Origin of the sequence: Novosphingobium sp. NBM11 (assembly GCF_015390225.1) — a bacterium.
Classification (GTDB): domain Bacteria; phylum Pseudomonadota; class Alphaproteobacteria; order Sphingomonadales; family Sphingomonadaceae; genus Novosphingobium.
Genome location: NZ_VUOG01000001.1, coordinates 2137246 through 2155209 on the forward strand (window position 1 = coordinate 2137246; position 17964 = coordinate 2155209).

The 17964-nt window shown below is 67.6% G+C and carries 19 protein-coding genes; 11 read left to right on the plus strand and 8 right to left on the minus strand.

What is annotated here, in order from left to right; all coding sequences use genetic code 11:
- Positions 1-13: 13 nt before the first annotated feature.
- Both rpoZ and F1640_RS10230 read right to left on the minus strand, forming a co-directional pair.
- Positions 14-358 (minus strand): DNA-directed RNA polymerase subunit omega, encoded by a 345-nt coding sequence (rpoZ, locus tag F1640_RS10225; RefSeq protein WP_124811296.1) that lies wholly within the window; start codon positions 356-358, stop codon positions 14-16.
- A 128-nt stretch (positions 359-486) separates the two neighbouring features.
- Positions 487-1998 (minus strand): replicative DNA helicase, encoded by a 1512-nt coding sequence (locus F1640_RS10230; protein WP_194919032.1) that lies wholly within the window; start codon positions 1996-1998, stop codon positions 487-489.
- A gap of 135 nt (positions 1999-2133) precedes the next feature.
- Here F1640_RS10230 and F1640_RS10235 point away from each other — a divergent pair, with 135 nt between their 5' ends.
- The 5 genes from F1640_RS10235 to F1640_RS10255 all read left to right on the plus strand — a co-directional run bounded on the left by F1640_RS10235 (position 2134) and on the right by F1640_RS10255 (position 5656).
- Positions 2134-2616, plus strand: coding sequence for a UPF0262 family protein (locus F1640_RS10235; RefSeq protein ID WP_124811298.1), 483 nt, complete (start codon positions 2134-2136; stop codon positions 2614-2616).
- A gap of 31 nt (positions 2617-2647) precedes the next feature.
- Complete coding sequence (locus F1640_RS10240) at positions 2648-3343, plus strand: glycoside hydrolase family 25 protein (protein WP_125954270.1); 696 nt, start codon at positions 2648-2650, stop codon at positions 3341-3343.
- Positions 3340-3789: a cytidine deaminase gene (locus F1640_RS10245; protein ID WP_194919033.1), complete on the plus strand. Its 450-nt coding sequence runs from the start codon at positions 3340-3342 to the stop codon at positions 3787-3789. The genes F1640_RS10240 and F1640_RS10245 overlap by 4 nt, the downstream gene beginning before the upstream one ends.
- Before the next feature lie 38 nt (positions 3790-3827).
- A complete protein-coding gene (gene dcd / locus F1640_RS10250; RefSeq protein WP_194919035.1) occupies positions 3828-4382 on the plus strand; it encodes a dCTP deaminase in 555 nt (184 codons plus the stop codon).
- Between the two features lie 95 nt (positions 4383-4477).
- On the plus strand, positions 4478-5656 hold the full coding sequence (locus F1640_RS10255; protein WP_255530337.1) for a trans-acting enoyl reductase family protein: 1179 nt from the start codon (positions 4478-4480) through the stop codon (positions 5654-5656).
- A gap of 69 nt (positions 5657-5725) precedes the next feature.
- Here F1640_RS10255 and F1640_RS10260 read toward each other — a convergent pair whose 3' ends face one another.
- On the minus strand, positions 5726-6175 hold the full coding sequence (locus tag F1640_RS10260; RefSeq protein WP_124811302.1) for a globin domain-containing protein: 450 nt from the start codon (positions 6173-6175) through the stop codon (positions 5726-5728).
- 86 nt (positions 6176-6261) lie between these two features.
- Between F1640_RS10260 and F1640_RS10265 the strand changes: the two genes are divergently transcribed.
- Positions 6262-6705, plus strand: coding sequence for an Rrf2 family transcriptional regulator (locus tag F1640_RS10265; RefSeq protein ID WP_124811303.1), 444 nt, complete (start codon positions 6262-6264; stop codon positions 6703-6705).
- 24 nt (positions 6706-6729) lie between these two features.
- Here the strand turns inward: F1640_RS10265 and F1640_RS10270 are convergent, their stop codons facing one another.
- Both F1640_RS10270 and F1640_RS10275 read right to left on the minus strand, forming a co-directional pair.
- Positions 6730-7131 carry a hypothetical protein gene (locus F1640_RS10270; protein WP_125954272.1) on the minus strand — a complete coding sequence of 134 codons (402 nt, stop codon included), beginning with the start codon at positions 7129-7131 and terminating at the stop codon, positions 6730-6732.
- Positions 7121-7843 carry an EI24 domain-containing protein gene (locus F1640_RS10275; protein ID WP_194919037.1) on the minus strand — a complete coding sequence of 241 codons (723 nt, stop codon included), beginning with the start codon at positions 7841-7843 and terminating at the stop codon, positions 7121-7123. Before F1640_RS10275 ends, F1640_RS10270 begins: the two co-directional genes overlap by 11 nt.
- 160 nt (positions 7844-8003) lie before the next feature.
- Between F1640_RS10275 and F1640_RS10280 the strand changes: the two genes are divergently transcribed.
- The gene (locus tag F1640_RS10280) at positions 8004-8999 is read left to right on the plus strand and encodes an adenosine kinase (protein ID WP_125954274.1); all 996 of its coding nucleotides are present in this window, start codon (positions 8004-8006) and stop codon (positions 8997-8999) included.
- A gap of 9 nt (positions 9000-9008) precedes the next feature.
- On the opposite strand, the gene F1640_RS10285 is transcribed toward F1640_RS10280, so the two are convergent.
- Positions 9009-9938, minus strand: a complete 930-nt coding sequence (locus F1640_RS10285; protein ID WP_194919039.1) for a hypothetical protein — start codon at positions 9936-9938, stop codon at positions 9009-9011.
- Positions 9925-11235, minus strand: a complete 1311-nt coding sequence (gene purD / locus F1640_RS10290) for a phosphoribosylamine--glycine ligase (protein WP_194919041.1) — start codon at positions 11233-11235, stop codon at positions 9925-9927. Before purD ends, F1640_RS10285 begins: the two co-directional genes overlap by 14 nt.
- Here purD and xseA point away from each other — a divergent pair.
- From xseA to F1640_RS10305, 3 genes are read left to right on the plus strand one after another with little or no spacing between them, the layout of a single operon-like run.
- Positions 11234-12724, plus strand: a complete 1491-nt coding sequence (xseA, locus tag F1640_RS10295; RefSeq protein WP_194919043.1) for an exodeoxyribonuclease VII large subunit — start codon at positions 11234-11236, stop codon at positions 12722-12724. The genes purD and xseA overlap by 2 nt on opposite strands.
- Positions 12725-12751: 27 nt before the next feature.
- Positions 12752-12955, plus strand: coding sequence for a DUF2093 domain-containing protein (locus F1640_RS10300; protein ID WP_124810069.1), 204 nt, complete (start codon positions 12752-12754; stop codon positions 12953-12955).
- A gap of 13 nt (positions 12956-12968) precedes the next feature.
- Positions 12969-13928 (plus strand): M23 family metallopeptidase, encoded by a 960-nt coding sequence (locus F1640_RS10305; RefSeq protein WP_255530338.1) that lies wholly within the window; start codon positions 12969-12971, stop codon positions 13926-13928.
- Positions 13929-13938: 10 nt separating this feature from the next.
- Here the strand turns inward: F1640_RS10305 and F1640_RS10310 are convergent, their stop codons facing one another.
- Positions 13939-14562 (minus strand): hypothetical protein, encoded by a 624-nt coding sequence (locus F1640_RS10310; protein WP_194919045.1) that lies wholly within the window; start codon positions 14560-14562, stop codon positions 13939-13941.
- Between the two features lie 247 nt (positions 14563-14809).
- Here F1640_RS10310 and F1640_RS10315 point away from each other — a divergent pair, with 247 nt between their 5' ends.
- Positions 14810-17911: a TonB-dependent receptor domain-containing protein gene (locus F1640_RS10315; RefSeq protein WP_194919047.1), complete on the plus strand. Its 3102-nt coding sequence runs from the start codon at positions 14810-14812 to the stop codon at positions 17909-17911.
- Positions 17912-17964 lie beyond the last annotated feature (53 nt).

Consider the following 17964-nt stretch of genomic DNA (forward strand, 5'->3'; position numbering starts at 1 on the left):
AATTTCGGCTGCCTTAGCCGTCGTAGTCGGCGCCCAGCGAGGTATTCCGCACCGGTGCCGCGGCGGTGATGCGCAGGGCTTCGGCCGACTGCGACAGCGAGCCGATTTCATCGACTTCGTCATCATCATCGGGCAGCACGCGCTGGAGCGACTGGATCACGTTTTCCTTGAGCACCGTCGGGCGGACGGTCTCGTCCGCGATTTCGCGCAGGGCAACCACGGGGTTCTTGTCGCGGTCGCGGTCAACGGTCAGCTCGGCGCCGCCCGAGATCGCGCGGGCGCGCTCGGCGGCCAGCAGGACGAGATCGAAACGGTTGGGAACCTTGTCGACGCAATCTTCGACGGTAACGCGCGCCATTCGGGCACTCCGGAATATTGGAAAGGACGGAAAGAGCCGCAGCTAGGGGCGGGGTGTGGAAAAGTCAAGGAAATCGGGACAGCGGGAAATCGGGGCAGCGAGGTCGGGCTGCCCGCCACGCCCTCCTGTCATTCATCGTTGTAGCTGTGGCCGGCCAGCGCGTCGGGGGCGAGATCGCTGAACTTGGTGATGCGCGATTCGAAACGCAGGCGCACCTTGCCGGTCGAGCCGTGGCGCTGCTTGGCCACGATCAGTTCGGCCAGGCCATAGACGCGCTCCATTTCCGCCTGCCAGGCGGCGTGGGCTTCCTGGATCTTCATATCGTCGCTGCCTTGCGGTACCTTGGGTTCGCGCGCGGCGACGTAATAATCCTCGCGGAACACGAACCAGACCATGTCCGCGTCCTGTTCGATCGACCCCGATTCGCGCAGGTCCGACAGCATCGGCCGCTTGTCGTCGCGCTGTTCGACCGCGCGGCTGAGCTGCGACAGCGCGATCACCGGCACCGAGAGCTCCTTGGCCAGCGTCTTCAGGCCGCGGCTGATTTCCGAGATTTCGTTGACGCGGTTGTCGCTGCGGCCCGATCCCTGCAGGAGCTGGAGGTAATCGACGATGATCAGGCCGACATCGTGCCGGCGCTTCAGCCGCCGCGCCCGCGCGCGCAGGCTGCCGATGGTCAGCGCCGGGGTATCGTCGATATACAGCGGCAGTTCGGCCAGGCGCTGGCTGGCGAACGAAAGCTGCTGGAAATCCTCGCGGCTGATACGGCCCATGCGTAGCGCTTCGGAACTGATGCCCGATTGTTCGGCCAGGATACGCGTGGCGAGCTGGTCCGCGCTCATTTCCAGGCTGAAGAAGGCGACCGCCGCGCCGACCGAATCCTTGGTGGCGATGCCATCGGCCTGGTCGCGCCGCAGCCGGTCGGCCGAATTGAACGCGATGTTGGTGACAAGCGAGGTCTTGCCCATGCCCGGGCGGCCGGCGAGGATGATCAGGTCCGAATCGTGCAATCCGCCGATCTTCTCGTTCACCGAGGTAAGGCCGGTCGTCTTGCCCGAGATATGGCCGCCCGAAAGCAGCGCCTTCTCGATCATTTCCAGCGAGGCGCGCGTGGCCATGCCGAAGCTCTGCGCCTCGCTGCCGGTCTGTGCCCCTTCGGCCACGGCATAGAGCGCGGCTTCGGCGCGTTCGATCTGTTCGAGCGGGGCGACCGAATTGCTGGTGTCGCGCGCGCCTTCCACCAGGTTGCGGCCCACCGCCATCAGTTCGCGCAGCAGCGCGAGGTCATAGACCTGCTCGGCCAGTTCGCGCGGGGCGAGCAGGCCCTGCCCGTCCGCCGTCAGCCGGGCGAGATAGGCGGTGCCGCCCAGTTCCTTCAGCCCTTCGTCGCTTTCGAAATAGGGCTTGAGCGTGACCGGCGTGACCACCGCCTTGCGATCGACCAGTGCCAGGATGCGTTCATAGACGCGGCCGTGGACCGGCGCGAAGAAATGCTCGGGCTTCAGCGGGGTGGGGAGTTCCTCCAGAATCCGGTTGTCGATCAGCACCGCGCCCAGAAACGCGGCTTCCGCCTCGACGTTGGAGGGGAGAGTGCGAATCTCTTCAGGTTCGCGCAGGAGGATCGCTTCGCTTGCCGACATGACACACCAATGGCGCAGGGGGACCGGTCGCCGCAAGACGCGGTGTGGCCCGATTGCCGCCTGAATTTACCCACAGGCTGTGGACTGCGCAAATCTCTTGCCGCGCCTTGCGGCGTCTGCGAAATAGCCTGCCCCATGGCGGACCCGCGCATCTCGCATATCGAGCTCGACGAGGCGACGATCCTCTGGCGCAATGCCGATATCGAGCAGGAACGCCGGATCGCGATCTTCGACCTGATCGAGGAAAACACCTTCCGTCCGATCCGCGCGTTCGAGGCGGGGCATACCGGTCCCTATCGCCTGCGCCTGTCGGTGGAGGACGGGCGGCTGGCGCTGGTCATCGCCGACGAACGGGAAAACCTGCTCGAAACGATCATCCTCGGTCTCGGCCGTTTCCGCCGTCCGATCCGCGACTATTTCGCGATCTGCGATTCCTATTATCAAGCCATCCGCCGGGCGACCGCGCAGGAGATCGAGACGATCGACATGGCCCGGCGCGGCGTTCACAACGATGCGGCCGAAATGCTGCTGGAACGGCTCGACGGCAAGGTGGAGACGGACTTCGCCACGGCCCGCCGGCTCTTTACCTTGATCTGCGTCCTCCATATCAGGGGCTAGGGTCGCGGAATACGGGATTGGGCGCAGGTTCATGGCGAAGGCGAGGAAAACGGCGCTGCGGCGCTGGCTGGCGGCATTGCTGCTGGCGGTGATGATCGCCATCGGCCTGGGCTGGTGGAAGGCGCGCACCTGGATGCCCGATCGCGCGCACTATCCGGTACAAGGCGCCTGGATCGACGAGCATGACGCACCGGTCGACTGGCGCATTCTCCACGCCCGCGGAGCCGACTTCGTCTATCTCACCGCCAGCGAAGGCCCCGGCCGCCGCGATGCCGCGTTCGCTTCGGGGCTGGACGCGGCGCGCGCGCAGGGGATGCAGGTGGGCGCGGTGCATGTCTACGACCTGTGCGCCCCGGCCGATGCCCAGGCGGCCAATTTCGTCACCACCGTGCCGCGCGACGCCAAGCTGCTGCCGCCGGCGGTCGTGCTCGACATCGATTCGCGCAGCTGCCCCGATGCGCCGGGTGAAGCGGCCCTGCAGAGCGAACTGACGACGTTCCTCAACCAGATGGAAATGCACGCGGGCAAGCCGGCGATCCTGATGCTGTCGCGCGGGTTCGAAAGCCGCTATCACCTTGCCGCCATGATCGATCGCAACATCTGGGTCCGCCAGGATTTCCTCGTGCCGGGCTATGCCAAACGGCCGTGGGTGATGTGGACGGCCACGAGCCGGCTGCGCACCGACGCCGCGCCGGGGCCGCTGCGCTGGGTGGCGGTGCAGCCATGACGAATATTTCGCTGCCCGATCTTGCTCCCGGTGCGCGCGAGGCGTTGATCGCGGCCGCGCGCACGGCGGTAGACACCGCCTATGCGCCCTATTCGGGCTTCCACGTCGGCGCGGCGCTGCTGTTCGAGGATGGCGCGATCGTGACCGGCGCGAACGTGGAGAACGCCAGCTACGGCCTCTCGCTCTGCGCCGAGACGGTCGCCTGCGCGATCGCCAGCCACGCCGGGCGGCGCGGCGGGCTGGTCGCCGTGGCGGTCATGGGCGGCGCCGGCGGGGCGATCGACGCGGCGATCACGCCGTGCGGGCGCTGCCGGCAGGTGCTCAACGAACTGGCCGCGCTGGGCGGCACCGATCCGCTGGTGCTGTGCGTGGGCACGCGCGAGGTGATCGAGGTGCGGCTCTCGGCGCTCTTGCCGCATGCTTTCGGTCCGGCCAGTTTGGTATAAAGGCAGTTTGGCCTGAACAGGATTATCGGGGAAACAACGTGGCCATTCTTTCCGACAAGTGGATTCGCGACAAGGCGCAGCACGAGGGCATGATCGAGCCGTTCGTGGAAAGCCAGCGGCGGGAAGGCTGCATCAGCTATGGCCTGTCCTCCTACGGCTACGACGCGCGCGTGGCGGACGAATTCAAGATCTTCACCAACGTCGATTCGGCGGTGGTGGACCCCAAGGACTTTGCGTCCAATTCCTTCGTGGACCGCAAGACCGACGTCTGCGTGATCCCGCCCAACAGCTTCGCGCTGGCCCGCACGGTCGAATATTTCCGCGTGCCGCGCGATGTGCTGGTGATCTGCCTGGGCAAATCGACTTATGCCCGCTGCGGCATCATCGTGAACGTGACCCCGCTGGAGCCGGGCTGGGAAGGCCACGTCACGCTGGAATTCTCCAACACCACGCCGCTTCCCGCGAAAATCTACGCCAACGAGGGCGCGTGCCAGTTCCTGTTCCTGCAGGGCAACGAACCGTGCGAGGTCAGCTATGCCGACCGCGCCGGCAAATACATGGGCCAGCGCGGAGTGACCCTGCCCCGGCTGTAATCTCCGCACTTGCAATCGCTGCTGCAACTGCCCTGTTGCTTTCCGGAACGGGGCCGATCACCATCCCGCCCATAACGAACCAAAAAGGGGATGGGATGATGGGTGCCAGGGCGGATCGGCCGTTCGACATCGTGGTCTATGGCGCGACCGGGTTTACCGGGCGGCTCGTGGCGCAGTACCTCGCGCGGGCCTATGGACAGGAAGGGCCGCGCTGGGCGATGGCCGGGCGCAGTGCCAGCAAGCTGGCCGAGGTGCGCGATGCGATCGACGCGCCGATCAACACGCCGCTGATCGTGGCCGATGCCGGCGATCCCGCCAGCCTCACGGCCATGGCGGAGCAGACGCGGGTGGTGGTGACGACGGTCGGCCCCTACCAGCTCTATGGCGAACCGGTGCTGGCCGCCTGCATCGCGGCGGGAACCGACTATGCCGACTTGTGCGGTGAGCCGGTGTGGATGCGCCAGATGGTGGACAAGTACGACGCGGAAGCGAAGAGCACCGGCGCGCGGGTGAGCTTCTCCTCGGGCTTCGATTCGATCCCGTTCGATCTGGGCGTGCTGATGCTGCAAAAGGAGGCCGTGGCCCGCTTCGGGGCGCCCTCGCCACGCGTGAAAGGGCGAGTCCGGGGGATGAAGGGCGGCGCTTCGGGCGGAACCGCGGCCAGCCTCAAGGCCACGCTCGCCACGCTGGGCCAGCATCCCGAACTGATTCCCTGGATGACCAGCGCCTTCGGCCTGACGCCGGGTTTCGAAGGGCCGCCGCAGCCCGCTGGCGACAAGCCGCAATACGATGAGACGCTGGGATCGTGGGAAGCGCCATTCATCATGGCGACGATCAACACCAAGAACGTCCACCGCACCAACCGGTTGCTCGGGCACCCCTATGGCCAGGACTTCGTCTATGACGAAATGATCCTGACCGGCCCCGGCGACCAGGGGAAGGCCGTGGCCGAGCACATCGCCACCACGCCGATGATCGGCCGGCCCGATGATCCGCAGCCGGGCGAAGGTCCGTCGCAGGAAGAACGCGAAAACGGCTTCTACGACGTGCTGTTCGTGGGCGAGATGCCCGACGGGCGGACGATCCGTTATGGAGTCAAGGGGCGCTACGATCCGGGTTATGGCTCCACCAGCCGGATGCTGGCCGAAACCGGCATCGCGCTGCTGTCCTGCGCGGCGGAAGGCGGGATCGCCACGCCGGGCGCGCTGCTGGGCGAAGCACTGGTGGCGCGGTTGCGCGCGCACGCCGAGATCGCCTTCGCGGTGGAAGACTGAACGACACCGGCGATCAAGCCCGCCGTCCGCTGTTGAGGGGGATCGCGGGCGGCGGGCTCTCGCGCCGCGTCATGCGGCGGAGGCTTCCTCGTAGGCCTGGGCTTCGGCCGCGATCAGGATGTCGGCCAGCATCCAGTAGGCTTCGCCCCAGGCGGCCAGTACTTCGTCGGTGGCCACATCCGCGCCCACCACGTCGCGGATCGCCGGCAGCAGGGCTTCGGCCACCAGCGGATAGTGTTCCGCCTTGACGCCGGTTTCGACGTGCCTAGCCACCATGCGCTGCACGGCCGGGCCAAGGTTGCCCAGTTTGTCGATGTTCCGGGCATAGGCAAGGATCGCCCCGGCCAGCCGGCGCGGCTGTTCGCCGCTGTCCTGCGCGGCCTGGTCGAACATCGCGGCGACTTCCGCATTGCGGAACAGCCGCGCGTACATCGCGGTGGTGATGGCAAGGCCGTGCTTTTCGATGACGGGGGCCGTGGCCTTGACGATGGCCTTGGCCTGTTCGGAAGCGGTGCGCATGGCGGGATCTCCTTAAAACAAGTATTACAAATACCGGTATTAGAAATGCTTGATTCGGGCAAGCGAAAATCCGACATGATCGAACGATGCAACTGACCCAGCATACGGATTTCGGCCTGCGCCTGCTGATCGTGCTTGCCCGGCGAGAAGGCGAAGCCGTTTCGGTTCCGGCCTTTGCCGCCGAACAGGGGCTTTCGCCCCACCATGTCGCCAAGGTCGCGCAGGCGCTGGTCCACGAAGGCTTCGCCCGCAGCCTGCGCGGGCGCGGCGGCGGCATCGCGCTGGCGCGCCCGGCGGACGGGATCAACGTGGGCGCGGTGGTGCGCGCGCTGGAACGGGGCATGAAGCTGGCCGATTGCGCCCGCTGCGCGCTGCGCGCCGATTGCACGCTGAGCGGCGTTCTGGCCGAAGCGCTGGAGGCCTTCCTCGCGGTACTCGACCGCTATTCGCTGGCGGACATCGCCCGCCCCGGCGCTCCGGCTTTCGCGCCTTGGAGCGTGGCGGAGCCTGCCGCGCGCCCTTGTGGTTAGGGGCCTGCGTTCAGGACCCTGCGTTCAGGGCTTCTTCAGCGCGGCGATGCAGGCGGCGCGATCGACATCGCGGCCATCGCCGCGCCGCGCATCGACATAGGTCGCGGTCTGCCGCCCGCCCTGCGCGGGGGGATAGAGAAAGACGTCGAGAATGCAGGCCGATCCCGACCATTGCAGTTTGCGCGCGTCTTCCTCGCGAATGTCGAGCCGGGGCGGCCCGAACAGGCGCGATAGCTGCTGCGCGTCGGCGCCGATCACCGATTCGAGGCCGGGCGCGGTCTGGATCTGCGCGGCGGGGCGCGGCGGCGGGTGGCCGACGCTGCGGATGGTCGCGGCCTTGCCGGCCCCGCTGGTCTGCACGCCGGTTCCGCCGCCGCAGGCCGCGAGCAGCAGGGTCATCACAAGCACGGCCTGATTACGGCGCATCGGAAACTCCGCCAACATTGGAAACTTCGGCATGGCGGCGCAGCACCAGATGTGTCGCCGTCGCCGCGCCGATCACCGGCGCGACAAGGTTGATGAAAGGCACGGCCAGCAATCCGGCCACCGTCCCGCCCAGCAGCAGCCGCTGCCACGCGGGCGGCGCGGCGGCTGGCGTTCCGGCGGCGTCGCGGTGGCGCAGCCGGACCATCTCGGTCAGCTCCCGCCCCAGCAGCACGGCATTTACCAGAAAGAACACCAGCGCCGGGCCAAGGCCGGTGACCAGCAGCACCACGGCCACCGGCAGCGCGGCCAGGTTCCACAGCACGGATCGCACCAGCCCGCGCAGCGCCTGCCGCGCCTCGGCACGCCAGCCCAGCGGCCGCGCCGTGGCGGCGAACGCGGGGTAATGGCGCGCTTCCACGGCGGCGACGACCTCGTCCGCAAAGAACTGGACCACCGCGATCGCCACCAGCCGGAACAGCAGCCAGACGCCGATCAGCACGATCACGCCCGCGATCAGCACGCGCAGGGTCTGCGCGCCGCTGGCCAGATCGTCGCGCAGGCCCGATGCGATGAACGCCGCGTCGAGGCCCCACCAGCCCAGCGCGCCCAGCACCACGAACAGGGCGAGCGTGACGAGCGCGCTTTTCCCCAGCACCCGCAGGATGCGCCGGTCGGCAAGCTGGCCCAAGGAAAGCCCCAAAGCGGAAAGCATGGATGCCGGATCGCCCGGCGGCGCGCGGCTGTCAACCGGGAGACGGAGCCGCTCGTCCGCCGTGGTCGCCGGGTCAGCGCACTTGCGGCGCGGCAAACAGCCCGCTAGGGCCGCGCCGCCTGCCGTTCCCCGATCGGCCCCTCATTCATGGAGCTTGCGGATGACCGCTCCCGCTACCGACGTTATCGCCATCGGCAATGCCATCGTCGATGTCATGGCCCCCGCGCAGGATGCGGATATCGCGCGGCTGGGCCTCGCCAAGGGCGGGATGACGCTGGTCGATGCCGATCGCGCGCGCGAACTCTATGACGCGATGGGGCCGGCGCGCGAGATTTCGGGCGGTTCGGCGGCGAACACGCTGGCCGGGCTGGCGGCGCTGGGCGCGACGTGCGGCTTCATCGGCCAAGTGGCGCAGGACCAGCTGGGCGAGGTGTTCGCGCACGACATCCGCGCCGGCGGCATCGCCTTCGCCACGCCGGCGCGCGAAAGCGAGCCGCCGACGGCGCGCTGCCTGATCTTCGTGACGCCCGATGGCCAGCGCACGATGAACACGTTCCTTGGCGCGTCGCAGTTCCTGCCCGCCGAAGCGCTGGACGAAACGGTGATCGCCGATGCCGCGGTGCTCTATCTCGAAGGCTATCTGTGGGACCCGGAAGAGCCGCGCAAGGCCATGCGCCGCGCCATCGCCGCCGCGCGCACGGCCGGGCGCAAGGTGGCCTTCACGCTGTCCGACGCGTTCGTGATCGCGCGCCATGGCGACGATTTCCGCGCGCTGATCGAAGCGGGCCAGATCGACATCCTCTTCGCCAACGAACACGAGCTGGCGGCGCTGACCGGCATCGCGGATTTCCACGAAGGCATCGCTTCGCTCGCGGCGAAGGTGCCGACCGTGGTGGTCACGCGCAGCGAACAGGGCGCGCACGCGGTGAGTGGTGGCGAGCAGGCCCATGTTCCCGCCGAACCGATCGAGCAGGTCGTGGACACCACCGGCGCGGGCGACCTGTTCGCCGCCGGCTTCCTGTTCGGCCACGTGCGCGGGCGCTCGCTGGAGGATTGCCTGCGGCTGGGCGCGATCTGCGCCGCCGAAGTGATCTCGCACTACGGCGCGCGGCCCGAAGCGGACCTCAAGGCACTGGTCGCGGCGCGGATGGGCTGAATAGCCGGGCTATTCGCTCGGCCGGGTATAGCGGCCGCGCCCGAAGGCTTCGGGAAGCAGCGTCTTCCCGTCGATACGCAGGCGCAGCGTGGTGAACGCGGGCGGGATCACCTGGCGCGCGTCGAGCGCGATGCGGATCACGCCCTGTTCGGTCGGGGGCAGGGGCAGGCTCGCGGCGCGGCCCTCGGCAAACCCGGCGGAAAGGTCCAGCCGGATCGCGCGCGACCCCGCCTTGCGCGGCAGAAAGGCCCATCCCCGGCGTGTTGCGGCCTTCGCCACGGCGCCGTCCGCGTAAGTCAGCGTGGCCGTTACCCTGCTCACGCCCATGCGCTCGCCGTTCTGCTCGGCAAAGACCGCGATGGCGATGCCGCCCTGCCAGCGATCGGGCGGCAGGGTGGTCGCATCGGCGGGTTCGGCCGGCGCGTCTGATGGTGCGCAGCCGGGCAAGCGGGTGGGGGCGGGCGTCGGATCGGCCATGGGCGGAGACGCTTCGACCGGGGCGGTAGCGGGGGCGTCATCGACAAGCGGGGCCACCACCGCCGTCACCGCCTCCGCCGCGCTGCCGCACCGTTCCTCCCACGCGGCCATGGCATCGTCGTGCTGGCGGCCAAGCAGGCGGCTTTCCGCGTCGGCATCCCAGGCGTCCACGCCGGCGAGCGCGAACAGCGGGGCGGACCGGTCCGGCTGGCTGGCGGTCAGCACCACGGCATCGCCATCGCGAAGCCAGGTGCCCTCTGCGCTCTGATCCACCGCGCCATAGGATATGTACCACGCAAACGTGCCATCGGGCCGCAGCAGCAGCTCCGAACCTGTCTCCATGACGCCAGACAGGTAGTAGTGCCCGACAAACGCGGCACCGGCCGTGGCGGCGTGCGCGCCAACCGCCAGCGTCGATACCGGCAGGATCAGCGCTGCGAGAAGCGCGTCAGCCTTGCGCATTCCCCTCCCCGCTCTGGCGTTCAATCTCGCGCGCGATTTCCTTGCCGCCGATATCGCGACGGCAGAAGCCGTCGGGAAAGACCACGCGATCCACTGCCGCGTAGGCGGCATCGCGCGCCGCGCGCACCGAAGGCCCCCGCGCGGTGACGTTGAGCACGCGCCCGCCATTCGCCACCAGCGCGCCATCGGGGTTCAACGCGGTGCCGGCATGGAACACGCGCGCGCCATCGGCCTCGGCTTGCGCCAGTCCGGCGATCGTACCGCCCTTCTTCGGCGTGCCCGGATAGCCCGCGGCGGCCATCACCACCGTCATCGCCACGTCGGCGGAAAAGCGCGGCGGTTCCAGCGCGGCCAGCCGGCTGTCGGCGCAGGCGGACAGCAGATCGACCAGATCGGTTTCCAGCCGCATCATCAGCACCTGGCATTCCGGATCGCCGAAGCGGCAGTTGTATTCGATCAGCTTCGGCCCCTGCTTGGTCAGCATCAGCCCGGCATAGAGCACGCCCGAATAGGGCATGCCCTCGTCCGCCATGGCCTTGACCGTGGGCGCGATGATCTCGGTCAGCGCCTGCGCTTCCAGCGCCGGGGTCAGCACCCGCGCCGGGCTGTAGGCGCCCATGCCGCCGGTGTTGGGGCCGGTATCGCCATCGCCCACGCGCTTGTGATCCTGCGCCGAGCCGAAGGGAACGATCGTGGCGCCGTCGGTCAGCGCGAAGAAGCTGGCCTCCTCGCCCTCCAGGAATTCCTCGATCACCACTTCGGCGCCGGCCTCGCCGAAGCCGCCGTCGAACATGTCGGCGATCGCCGCTTCGGCATCCGCCACGGATTCGGCAATGACCACGCCCTTGCCGGCGGCCAGGCCATCGGCCTTGATCACCACCGGCACGGAGAAACGGGCCAGCGCCGCCAGCGCATCCTCGCGCGATCCTGCGCGGACGTATCCCGCCGTGGGGATGTTGGCGCGCGTGCAGAGATCCTTGGTGAAGCCCTTCGATCCTTCGAGCTGCGCCGCCGCCTTGCTCGGGCCGAAGACGGAGAAGCCGGCGCCGCGCAGGCTGTCGGCCAGGCCATCGACCAGCGGCGCTTCGGGGCCGACCACGACCAGGCCGATGTCCCGCGCCTCGCAAAGGGCGATCACGGCCGCGTGATCGGTCAGGTCGAGCGCGGCCAGTTCGGCGTATTCGGCGATGCCGGGATTGCCCGGCGCCGCATAGAGCTTGCCCAGACGCGGCGATTGGGCCAGTTTCCACGCGAGCGCATGTTCGCGACCACCCCCACCCAGCAGCAGGATATTCATGGCTTTCCCTTCTTCGCCTCATGACGCCGATCCGTCCGGCGGGCTGTTAGCGAGGGAAACGCCGGGCGACAACGCCGCCGCGCTTTCGGTGTCCGAGATTTCCGCGCAATTGAAGCGCACGGTCGAGGACCGGTTCGGCTTCGTGCGCGTGCGCGGCGAGCTTTCGGGGGTGAAGCGCGCGGCATCGGGCCACCTCTATTGCGCCCTGAAGGACGAGAACGCGCGGCTCGATGGCGTGATGTGGCGCGGCAACGCGCAGCGGCTGTCGTTCCTGCCCGAAGACGGCGTGGAAGTGATCGCCACCGGCAAGCTGACGACCTATCCGGGCCGGTCGAACTACCAGATCGTGATCGACCGGATGGAGATTGCCGGCGAAGGCGCGTTGCTGGCGCTGCTGGCGAAGCTCAAGGCGCGGCTGGAAGCGGAAGGGCTGTTCGATCCGCGCCGCAAGCGGCCCCTGCCCTATCTGCCGCGCGTGATCGGCGTGGTGACCTCGCCCACCGGCGCGGTGATCCGCGACATCCTGCACCGCCTGCGCGATCGTTTCCCCAGCCGCGTCGTGGTCTGGCCGGTGCTGGTGCAGGGGCAGGGCGCGGCGCAGCAGGTCGCGGCGGCGGTGCGCGGCTTTTCGGCGCTGGAGCCGGGCGGGCCGGTACCGCGCCCCGATCTGGTGATCGTCGCGCGCGGGGGCGGCTCGATCGAGGACCTGTGGAGCTTCAACGAGGAAGAGGTGGTTCGCGCCATCGCCGGCTCAACCATCCCCGTCATCAGCGCGGTGGGGCACGAGACGGATACCACGCTGGCCGATTTCGCGGCCGACCTGCGCGCGCCCACGCCCACCGCCGCCGCCGAGCTGGCGGTGCCGGTGCATGGCGAGCTGGCCGCGCTCGTCGCCGATCTCGATGCGCGGCGGCGGCGCGCCACGGTGCGCCTGCTCGCCCATGCGCGCGAACGGCTGGAACAGCGCGGCGGGCGCCTGCCGCCGCCGCAGGGGCTGTTGCAGGGCCAGGCGCAGCGGCTCGACGATCTGGGCGAGCGCCTGCGCCGCGCGCTGGGGCACCGCACCGAACTGGCGGGGGCCGCGCTTGCCCGCCACGCCGGGGCCTTGCGCCCCGCGTTGCTCACCCGCCGGCTCGATCGCGAGCGCGAACGGCTGGCCGTGCTCCGCTTCGCGCCGGAACGCCTGCTGCAGCGGATCGAGGTGGCGCGCGGCCGTGTCGACGCGCTGGAGCGGCTGCGGCTGCAACTGGATCCGAAGGCGCCGCTGCGCCGTGGCTATGTGCTGGTGACGGACGCGGCCGGCCACCTCGTCAATACGCGCGCGGCGGCGGCGGGCGAGCCCGTGCTGCGCCTGCAATTCGTGGACGGCGTGCTGGATGTGGCGACGGGCGAAGGGCCTGCCGCCTCCCCGCCGGCGGCGCCCCAGGCACGACCGGCCGCACGGACACGGCCTGCCGCCGACGCGGCGAACCAGCCCAAATTGCTTTGACGGCGGCATGGGGGTAGGATCGTGGCCATGCTGATGTCACCTTCCGGACGCGCCGCGCGCCTGCACTTCCTGCCCAACGGTTTCCGCCAGCTTTCGGCCGGCGATCATGTGGTCTGCGCCGTCAGCGGCGAACAGATCCCGCTCGACGTGCTGCGCTACTGGAGCGTCGAGCGCCAGGAAGCCTATGCCACGCCCGAAATCGCCACGCGCCGCTTGCTGGGCGAGGGCTGAGGCGGCGCATCCAATGCGGCGTTTGCGGGTAATGGCGCTGGCAATCGCGCGGCTGCGCGCGCTGGCTGGCGTGGGTACGCTCGGTGCGCTTGCGGTCTGCGGGGGTGCCGACGCGCAGGATCGCGCATCCCTCCTCCCCGCGACTTCCGCCGTTCCTCCTCCTGCTTCGGTCGGACCGGCCAGGTCTGCCGCGAACGGTCTCATGCTCAACGGCTTCACGCTGGCCGGCGAACTGACGCAGGGCGGCTGGCTGCGCGGCGTTGTTCCACGTGGAACGCGCGCGCTCGCGCTGGACGGGCAACCGCTGGCCTTAGCGCCCGACGGCCGCTTTCTGGCGGCGTTCGACCGCGATGCCGGGCCATCGGCAACCCTGACGGCAACGCTGGTGGATGGCCGGCAGGTTTCCGCGCCTCTGGCAATCGCGCCGCGCGCCTGGCAGATCGAGCATGTCGCGGTGGGCAAGCGGCCCGGCGCCGCGCCCAGCGCCGAGTTCGAGCGTCGTCGGCCGCTGGAGCTGGCGCAGATCAACACCGCGCGCGCGATGGACACGGGCGCGCAAGGGTGGACGCAGGATTTCATCTGGCCGGTGCGCGGGCGGATTTCCGGGCGGTTCGGCTCGCAGCGCATCTATCGCGGAGAACCGGGCGCCTACCATTCCGGATTGGACATCGCGCCGGGCGGCGGCGTGCCCTTCGTCGCCCCGGCCGATGGCGTGGTGATCCTGGCGGCGCAGGCGCCGTTCACGCTGGAAGGCAACCTGCTGATGATCGATCACGGCATGGGCCTCAACAGCGCCTTCCTCCACAGCGCCCGTCTGCTGGTGAAACAGGGCGACGTGGTGCGTCAGGGACAGGTGCTGGGCCTCGTCGGCATGACCGGCCGCGCCACGGGGCCGCACCTTCACTGGAGCATCAAGTGGAAAGACCGCCGGCTCGATCCGCTGCTGTTCGTGGCGGGGGGCGGCGCGCGCTGATCCTCGGGGACTACTGGACCCGGCGCATCCGGATACCCGGCTGGCCATTCACGCTGACAAAGAAGCTGCCGAGCGCACCTTTCAGAATGTAGGCTTTCTGACCGGCGCGGGGGGAAATGGCGAAGTTGCGGGTGTCGGTCTGTTCCCAGGCCCCGCCTTCGACGAAGGCGATTCTGAGAACGCCACCGCGTCCATAGCGGACCGAAGAGACTTCCGTATCGATGCGCTTGAGTTCGTCTTCAGGCGAATCAGCGCTGCCACCAAGTCCGAACAACCGCCCCACCGGCGCCGTGAAACCGAAAAGGCCTCGCTTGGCCTCCTGGATCGCGTTCTTGTCGGCGACCACGATTTCCTTGGTCTGTTCCGCCTGCTGCAGAATCGCGACCTGCCGGTCGAAGCAGGCGAGCCTGTTCGCGCTGTCCTCTATCGTGCGGCAGTCCATCAATTGCTGGAAAGCTGCCGGTTTCGCGCTTTCGGAGGGCTTTCCGTCGCGGGCCGTGACGGGCGAAATCGGACAAGCGAAAAGCGCGACCGTGGCCGCTGCCAGGGCGAGCCTTGATGAAAGCGGCATGGATTGCAAACCCCGATCCGTGGAGCAACCACCGTGAAGCGCACGGCTGCGTTGTGCAATCATATTATCATAAGGTGCTGAGATATAACAATATATGCTGTGAGGGGGTGTTGCAGAATGGTTACATCGGGTACAGATTTGAAACACTGAACGGCCACTTGGCTTTACTTCGCCATGCCTGTTGCGCCACGCATGCACCATCTGGCCGTGAATTTGGGCGATCACTGTGGGGATACGCTCGGGGTACCGGCTTTGAAACGCGACGGACGTGATCGACGTTCCGTCAACCTTGTTTAAGGGGCTGAACCGAATGAAAACATTTTCGATGCTGAAGGCCGGCGTTGCGCCGACCGCCTTGAGCCTTGCGCTTGTGGCCGCGCCGGCGCTGGCGCAGGACGCCGCAGCTGGCACTCCGCAAGCCGGAGCGGATGATACGGCGGCTGCCCAGCCGATCGTCGTCACCGGTTCGCGCATTGCTTCGCCGAACCTCACCTCCGTCGCGCCGATCACGGCGGTTTCGCAGGATGAATTCAAGGCGCTCGGCACGACCAAGACCGAAGACCTGCTGAACTCGCTGCCGCAGGTGTTCGCTTCGCAGTCGTCGACTCTCTCGAACGGCGCCACCGGCACCGCCACGGTCGACCTTCGCGGCCTCGGGCCGTCGCGCACCCTGGTGCTGGTGAACGGCCGCCGCCTCATGCCCGGCGATCCGAACGCGCGCAGCTCGGCCGCCGACCTTAACAACATTCCGTCGTCGCTGGTGAAGCGCGTCGACGTGCTGACCGGCGGTGCTTCGTCCACCTACGGTGCCGATGCTGTTTCGGGCGTCGTCAACTTCATCATCGATACGGATTTCGAAGGCTTCCGCGTCGACACGAACTACGGCCTCTACCAGCACAGCAACGGCAACCAGCTGATCTCGCCGCTGCTGGGCGCCCGCAACTTCCCTGATCCCAAGGGCAATGCGGCCGATGGCCAGCAATTCGATGCGACGGTTTCCTTCGGCACCAAGTTCGGTGACGATCAGGGCCACATGACGGCCTACTTCGGTTACCGCAAGGTCAACCCCGTTCTCCAGGCCAACCGTGACTACAGCGCCTGCACCATTCAGAACACCGGTGCGCGCCTGAGCTCGGGTGCTCTGAACCCGGCTGCGCCCCTGCAGTGCGGCGGTTCGGCAACCTCGAACAACGCGATTCTTTTCGCCGACCCGGGCGGCGGCCTCACCTCGACCCTGGCGTCGCTGGGCAACGGCACGGTCACGCCGGGCGCTGCCAACCGGTACAACTTCGCGCCGCTGAACTACTTCCAGCGCCCTGACGAGCGTTACACGGCCGGCGTCTTCGCCGACTACGAAATCAACCAGTCGATTCATCCGTACATGGAATTCATGTTCATGAACGACCGCACCGTGGCGCAGATCGCGCCGTCGGGCGATTTCGGCAACACCCTGACGATCAACTGCGACAACCCGCTGATGAGCGCGCAGCAGCGTTCTGTCATCTGCGCGCAAGACAACCTGATCGTTGGCAACGTCGGCACCTATCCGCTGACCGCGACCAGCTATCAGTCGGTGTACGGCACCACGCCTCCCGGAGCGGTCAACTATATCGATCCGACCACGGGCGCGACCTACAACAAGGGATTCTTCCAGCTTCTGCGTCGCAACGTCGAAGGCGGTCCGCGCATCAACGACCTGACCCACACGTCGTTCCGTGGCGTCATCGGCACCAAGGGCGATCTTGGCGAAGCGTGGTCCTATGACGTGTACTACCAGTACGGTCGCACCAACTATACGCAGGTCTACAGCAACGAGTTCTCGACCTCGCGTCTCGTCAGCGCGCTTGACGCGGTTGCCGGGCCTGGCGGTACGGCGGTCTGCCGTGCGGCGCAGACTGGCGCCGATCCGAACTGCGTCCCCTACAACGTGTTCTCGGGCACGCCTTCGGCCGCGTCGATCAACTACGTCAGCTCCACCGGCTTCCAGTCGGGCTACACGTCCGAACAGGTTGCCAGCGGCTATATCTCGGGCGATCTTGGCAAGTACAACATCAAGGCGCCGTGGGCTTCGCAGGGTGTGAGCATCGTTCTCGGTGCCGAATACCGCAAGGAATCGCTGGATCTGAAGACCGACAACGCCTTCAGCACCGGCGATCTCACCGGGCAGGGCGCGCCGACGCTGCCGGTTTCGGGTTCCTACAAGGTGTCCGAGTTCTTCACCGAAGCGGAAGTTCCGCTGGTTCAGGACAGCTTCTTCTACAACCTGAGCCTGAGCGCCGGTTACCGTTATTCGCACTACTCGGTGTCGAACGGGAACAAGTACAACACCAACACCTACAAGTTTGGTGTCGACTTCGCGCCGATTTCGGACATTCGCTTCCGTGGCGCCTACAACCGCGCGGTTCGCGCTCCGAACATCCAGGAGCTGTTCGGTCCGCAGATCGTGGCGCTTGACGGCGTGACCGATCCTTGCGCGGGCAAGGTGCTGACCGCTGCCGACGTGGGTTGCCTTCTGCAGGGCCTGCGCGTTGGCCAGCGCGTCACCGCCAACCCGGCGGCGCAGTACAACGGCTTCATCGGCGGCAACCCGAACCTGCGTCCGGAAATCGCCACCACGAAGACGGCCGGTGTGGTCATTCAGCCGCACTGGGTGCGCAACCTTTCGCTGAGCGTCGATTACTATGACATCAAGGTGAAGGGCGCGATCCAGGGCTTCGGTTCGGACGCCATCCTGGCTTCGTGCGTCAACGACGTGAACGCGTTTGCTTGCGGCCTTATCCACCGCAACGCCGCGGGTTCGCTGTGGCTGACCTCGGACGGCTTCGTCCAGAACCTGCCGACCAACATCGGTGGCGTTCAGACCAAGGGCTGGGACTTCAACTTCAACTACGCGCTTGAAGTGGGCAAGATGGGCCGCGTTTCGGCCAGCCTCGTGGGCACCGCGCTGACGAGCTACAAGGTCGATAACGGGCTCACCGCGCTGTATGATTGCGCGGGCTACTACGGACCGACCTGCGGCGTGCCGCAGCCCAAGTGGCGCCAAAAGGCTCGCCTCACCTGGGCGATGCCGAACGGCATCACGCTGTCGGGCCAGTGGCGCTTCTACGGCGGCGTCGACGTCGAGTACAAGAACCCGAGCGCGTCGTTGAACAGCAACTACTACAACTTCAACTCGCATATCGGTTCGCAGAGCTACTTCGATCTGTCGCTCACCGCCCGTATCGGCAACCACTACACGTGGCGCCTGGGTGCGACGAACCTGTTCGACAAGGAGCCGCCGCTGGTTACCTCGGGCTCGGGTGCGTTCGGCGCCAGCGCCTGCAGCGGTACGTACTGCAACGGCAACACCTATCCGGGCGTGTACGACTCGCTCGGACGCTACATCTACACCGGCATCACGCTGGACTTCTGATCGGTTTCCGATCCGAATGATGAGGGTGGCGGCTTCCATCGGGAAGCCGCCAC

Coding starts and splice junctions, on each gene's coding strand:
- rpoZ (WP_124811296.1), bottom strand. CDS start 358: ATGGCGCGCGTTACCGTCGAAGATTGCGTCGACAAGGTTCCCAACCGT.
- F1640_RS10230 (WP_194919032.1), bottom strand. CDS start 1,998: ATGTCGGCAAGCGAAGCGATCCTCCTGCGCGAACCTGAAGAGATTCGC.
- F1640_RS10235 (WP_124811298.1), top strand. CDS start 2,134: ATGGCGGACCCGCGCATCTCGCATATCGAGCTCGACGAGGCGACGATC.
- F1640_RS10240 (WP_125954270.1), top strand. CDS start 2,648: ATGGCGAAGGCGAGGAAAACGGCGCTGCGGCGCTGGCTGGCGGCATTG.
- F1640_RS10245 (WP_194919033.1), top strand. CDS start 3,340: ATGACGAATATTTCGCTGCCCGATCTTGCTCCCGGTGCGCGCGAGGCG.
- F1640_RS10255 (WP_255530337.1), top strand. CDS start 4,478: ATGATGGGTGCCAGGGCGGATCGGCCGTTCGACATCGTGGTCTATGGC.
- F1640_RS10260 (WP_124811302.1), bottom strand. CDS start 6,175: ATGCGCACCGCTTCCGAACAGGCCAAGGCCATCGTCAAGGCCACGGCC.
- F1640_RS10265 (WP_124811303.1), top strand. CDS start 6,262: ATGCAACTGACCCAGCATACGGATTTCGGCCTGCGCCTGCTGATCGTG.
- F1640_RS10270 (WP_125954272.1), bottom strand. CDS start 7,131: ATGCGCCGTAATCAGGCCGTGCTTGTGATGACCCTGCTGCTCGCGGCC.
- F1640_RS10275 (WP_194919037.1), bottom strand. CDS start 7,843: ATGCTTTCCGCTTTGGGGCTTTCCTTGGGCCAGCTTGCCGACCGGCGC.
- F1640_RS10280 (WP_125954274.1), top strand. CDS start 8,004: ATGACCGCTCCCGCTACCGACGTTATCGCCATCGGCAATGCCATCGTC.
- F1640_RS10285 (WP_194919039.1), bottom strand. CDS start 9,938: ATGCGCAAGGCTGACGCGCTTCTCGCAGCGCTGATCCTGCCGGTATCG.
- xseA (WP_194919043.1), top strand. CDS start 11,234: ATGGCTTTCCCTTCTTCGCCTCATGACGCCGATCCGTCCGGCGGGCTG.
- purD (WP_194919041.1), bottom strand. CDS start 11,235: ATGAATATCCTGCTGCTGGGTGGGGGTGGTCGCGAACATGCGCTCGCG.
- F1640_RS10300 (WP_124810069.1), top strand. CDS start 12,752: ATGCTGATGTCACCTTCCGGACGCGCCGCGCGCCTGCACTTCCTGCCC.
- F1640_RS10305 (WP_255530338.1), top strand. CDS start 12,969: ATGCGGCGTTTGCGGGTAATGGCGCTGGCAATCGCGCGGCTGCGCGCG.
- F1640_RS10310 (WP_194919045.1), bottom strand. CDS start 14,562: ATGATTGCACAACGCAGCCGTGCGCTTCACGGTGGTTGCTCCACGGAT.
- F1640_RS10315 (WP_194919047.1), top strand. CDS start 14,810: ATGAAAACATTTTCGATGCTGAAGGCCGGCGTTGCGCCGACCGCCTTG.